Genomic DNA, 3,966 nt, shown 5'->3' on the forward strand with positions numbered 1-3,966 from the left:
GTGCCAGGATTTCCTTTGCTCGCAGGTATTGTTCGTTCACGATGCGCTTCACTTCTTCGTCTATCAGGGTTGCCGTTTCGTCGCTGTAGGGCTTGGTGAATGTGCCCCAGTCCTGACCGCTTGAATCGTAATAATTCAGGTTCGGGAGGCGTTCGCTCATGCCGTAATAGGCTACCATGGCGTAGGCTTGCTTGGTCACTTTTTCCAAATCGTTGGTGGCACCCGTCGAAATTTTGCCTAATGTTAATTCTTCGGCTGCACGACCGCCCAGAGTGGCGCACATTTCATCCTGAAGCTGCTGATAGGTGGTGATTTGCCGCTCTTCCGGCATATACCACGCGGCACCGAGACTTTTCCCGCGAGACACAATCGTCACTTTCACTAATGGGTTGGCATATTCGAGCATCCAACTCAGCGTGGCGTGACCTGCCTCGTGGAGGGCGATTGCCTGCCGCTCTTCGAGTGTCGTAATCTTCGATTTTTTCTCTAAACCGGCTACGATGCGGTCAACGGCATTCATAAAATCGTCGCGCCCTACCAGTGTTTTGCCACCGCGGGCGGCAATCAGTGCGGCTTCGTTGCAGACATTGGCGATGTCGGCACCCGAAAATCCGGGCGTTTGACGTGCCAGAAACTCGGTATCAACCGTTTCATCTATCTTGATGTCGTTTAAGTGCACGACAAAAATTTCTTTGCGGTCGTTCAATTCGGGCAAATCCACGTTAATTTGGCGGTCGAAGCGTCCGGCTCGCAACAAAGCCTTGTCCAGAATGTCCGCGCGGTTGGTGGCTGCAAGGATAATCACCCCGCTGTTGGTGCCAAAACCGTCCATTTCCGTCAGCAACTGATTGAGCGTATTTTCGCGCTCGTCGTTGCCACCCATCGCCATATTGCGGCTGCGCGCACGCCCCACCGCATCAATTTCGTCGATAAACACGATGCAGGGTGCCTTTGCCTTTGCTTTGGCAAACAAATCGCGCACCCGCGATGCCCCTACGCCCACAAACATCTCCACAAAATCGGAACCCGACAGCGAGAAAAACGGTACCTCTGCCTCACCTGCTACTGCCTTTGCCAGCAGCGTTTTACCCGTTCCCGGAGGACCCACCAGCAACGCACCGGTGGGAATTTTGGCACCCAAGGCGGTATATTTTTGAGGCGTTTTTAAGAAATCCACAATTTCTTCCACTTCCTGCTTGGCTTCGCTCAGCCCTGCCACGTCTTTGAAAGTTGTTTTTTTGTTGGCAGTGCCCTTGTCATATATCTGTGCCCGGGAATTGCCCACGCCAAAAATGCCACCGGCACCACCGCCACCCATCTTGCGCATCACCCAAACCCACAGGAAAACGAAAAACAAAATCGGCAGAAAACCATTCAGTAAGTTCAGCCAAAAATTGCCGCCCTCCTCATATTTGACGGTGGCATCAATGTCGTAGCGTTCCTTCGTCTTGTCGTAAAAATCCGAAAAACGGTCGGCAGACGGCAAAATGGTCTTCACGCTTGGCTTTTCCGTTTCGCCCCACGCATTGGTTCTAATCGGTGGCACAGTATCGCCAAAGACCGCTTTTTGATGTGCGGGCTTCACTTCGGCAAGCACCAAATTTTCTTTGAGGTTGACCGTCATCCTGGAAAACACATTTTCGCGCGTATAGCGTTGAAAATCAGACCAGTCAATTTGCTTTTCGGTCGGCATCGCGTCCTTAGTCGTGACGAACCAATAGACTATCGCACCACAAAGGATGAGATAAATCCAATTCGGGTCGAATTTCATCCCCCCACTTTTTTTCTTAACTGCATTTGTACTCATAAATCATCAGGAATTTCTATTGTGTCGGCATCTGCCCACAGCGTTTCTAAATCATAAAATTGACGCAATTCAGGGATGAAAATGTGCACGATCACCGTGCCGTAATCCATCGCAATCCACTGTGCGTCCTGCATACCAATAGCCCCAAGCGGCTTTTCTTTCAAATCGTCACCCACCTTGTCCCAAACGCTGTCCGAAAGCGCGGACACCTGCGTAGGCGTATTCCCCTGTGCCACAATAAAATAGTTGCAAATGGAGCCGTCCAACCTGGAAACGTCCAAAGTCATGATTTTCTGCCCTTTTTTATCCTGCAAAGCCTCAACAATCTTATTGACCAATATTTTTGTTTCGTTCATGGGCGCAAAGATACAACATTTTTTCAAAATTGCGCACTGTTTTTTTTATGATTTGCTATTTGACGGCGGTTTCTCAATTCAATGTCCTGATAAATTCTTCAAAAAGCAATACTTTTTTTATTTGCGATTTATCAAAAAGCAGATGCTCAAAATCGTGTGATTTTTGTTGTATGTCGATGCTATTCAGGGCATTAGTGAGAGCTATTTTCAATTCTGCACCATTATGGATGTTACATTTGGCGGTCAAATAGCCATAATCGGGTTCGGTCTGCGATAATAAAAACAGGACATCATAAAAATCGCGCCCTTTTTGACGAGAGAGGAGCGCAGAAATTTTCATCGCACACAAAATGCCGTCCGGTGGCACCGGAAAAGGGAAAAAGAAGCCTGCCCGCTTGACATTCACCACAACAGGCACATAATTATAGCCCTGATTTTGGCTTTCAATCTTAATCAAAAAGCGTTCTTCTTTGTGTCCCGACAGCCCCAAGTTAAACAGCAGTTCAGGAAAATAGATATTCCGCCTGAATGCTTTCAATTTGTCATTGGCTTTATCCCGCGATTCTACCTGAAAACCAGCCCGTTGCAGAAAAATTAACACATCATCGGTCATTTGCAAAAACTCGTCCGACGAAAGATTTTTGCAATCAAAATCAAGGTCTTCCGAAAACCGGTCTATCCCGTGCACAAGCCTCAGATTGGTGCCGCCGATAAACGTTATTTTATTCACATACGATGAGGTTGAAAGGTAGTCCAAAATCATCAATTGGATGTACTCTTTCAACATATACTTTTGACAGGAGGCATTTTCGTGTAATGCCGGAGGGAAAAAAGCCTTTATTTGTTCTAATTGTATCATAATCAATAGGTTGATAACATAATTTGTACTCTTGTGTCCAACGCTTTTGAGTGAAATTTTTGCAAAAAATCCTTCAATCGCCGGATGTTCAGTTCTTCACTCATGAAATATTCATCGAAGCGCAAATTTTCCATTTCTTCGGCTGTGTTGTAAAACGGATACAGATAGAGCAGGTCGAGAATAGCCTTTTCGGGGTATGCAAATTGTATGACACGGTCGCCATAAGGTTTTAATTCATAGCCAAATAGCAGTTCGCCTTTTATCGTCTGATAGGAGTAAAGCCCGAAAGCATTTGTAAATTCAGCCGTTTTCAAAGCCGACACTGCCGTAATTTGCGTAACTGCCTCAGGGATAATTCCATAGAATGCCAAAGCAGTGTGCAAACTCACGTAAGACGGCTTGTAGATGCGATTGGATAGATAGAGCGCAAAATCAGACTTCCCAAGATACTCCGAAAACGCATAATAACCCTGCCGCAATTTTCCCAAATACCCTGCTTTGACCCACCGCGTGAGGTTATTTCTGTCAAATTTTGGATATTTGGCATACACCTGATGCACATTGAAGCATCCAAGCTCAACAAAATTAGTTCTAAACTCAATAAAATTCATTCCATTTCTATTTTGCTGCAAAGATAGTGAATTATAGAAACAAAAACAAATAAATTAGCACCGGCGGAGTTCATGGAATTGCGGGTCAAGCGGGTGCACGACAAATTTCCTAGCGTAGGGCATCGTCCTACGGACAGGATATGGCATTGAATGCAAGCCCTGAACGGTTTTATCCCGTGGGGATTATAGCTCGGTAGAAATAGAATGCCTCCCCCATTCCTGCATCCCGTGGGGATGCAACATCATCCGCAATCGGTTGCATCCCTACGGGATGCAGGGTGGAGGTGAGAATTGGCTTTTCTACCGAGCTATAATCCCTACGGGATAAAAGGC

At 46.5% G+C, this 3,966-nt stretch carries 4 protein-coding genes; all 4 read right to left on the reverse strand.

The features are described from left to right. The coding region (gene ftsH, locus ASC50_RS05435) for an ATP-dependent zinc metalloprotease FtsH (protein WP_056928787.1) at positions 1 to 1,807 on the reverse strand (1,807 nt) is incomplete at its 3' end. Next, the gene (rsfS, locus tag ASC50_RS05440) at positions 1,804 to 2,163 is read right to left on the reverse strand and encodes a ribosome silencing factor (protein WP_055432773.1); all 360 of its coding nucleotides are present in this window, start codon (positions 2,161 to 2,163) and stop codon (positions 1,804 to 1,806) included. The genes ftsH and rsfS, both read right to left, overlap by 4 nt. A 73-nt stretch (positions 2,164 to 2,236) precedes the next feature. Then, a complete protein-coding gene (locus ASC50_RS05445; RefSeq protein WP_055432772.1) occupies positions 2,237 to 3,022 on the reverse strand; it encodes a nucleotidyl transferase AbiEii/AbiGii toxin family protein in 786 nt (261 codons plus the stop codon). A 2-nt stretch (positions 3,023 to 3,024) separates the two neighbouring features. Further along, positions 3,025 to 3,633 carry a type IV toxin-antitoxin system AbiEi family antitoxin domain-containing protein gene (locus tag ASC50_RS05450; RefSeq protein ID WP_055432771.1) on the reverse strand — a complete coding sequence of 203 codons (609 nt, stop codon included), beginning with the start codon at positions 3,631 to 3,633 and terminating at the stop codon, positions 3,025 to 3,027. Positions 3,634 to 3,966: the final 333 nt, after the last annotated feature.

This window comes from Candidatus Symbiothrix dinenymphae, from assembly GCF_001431085.1.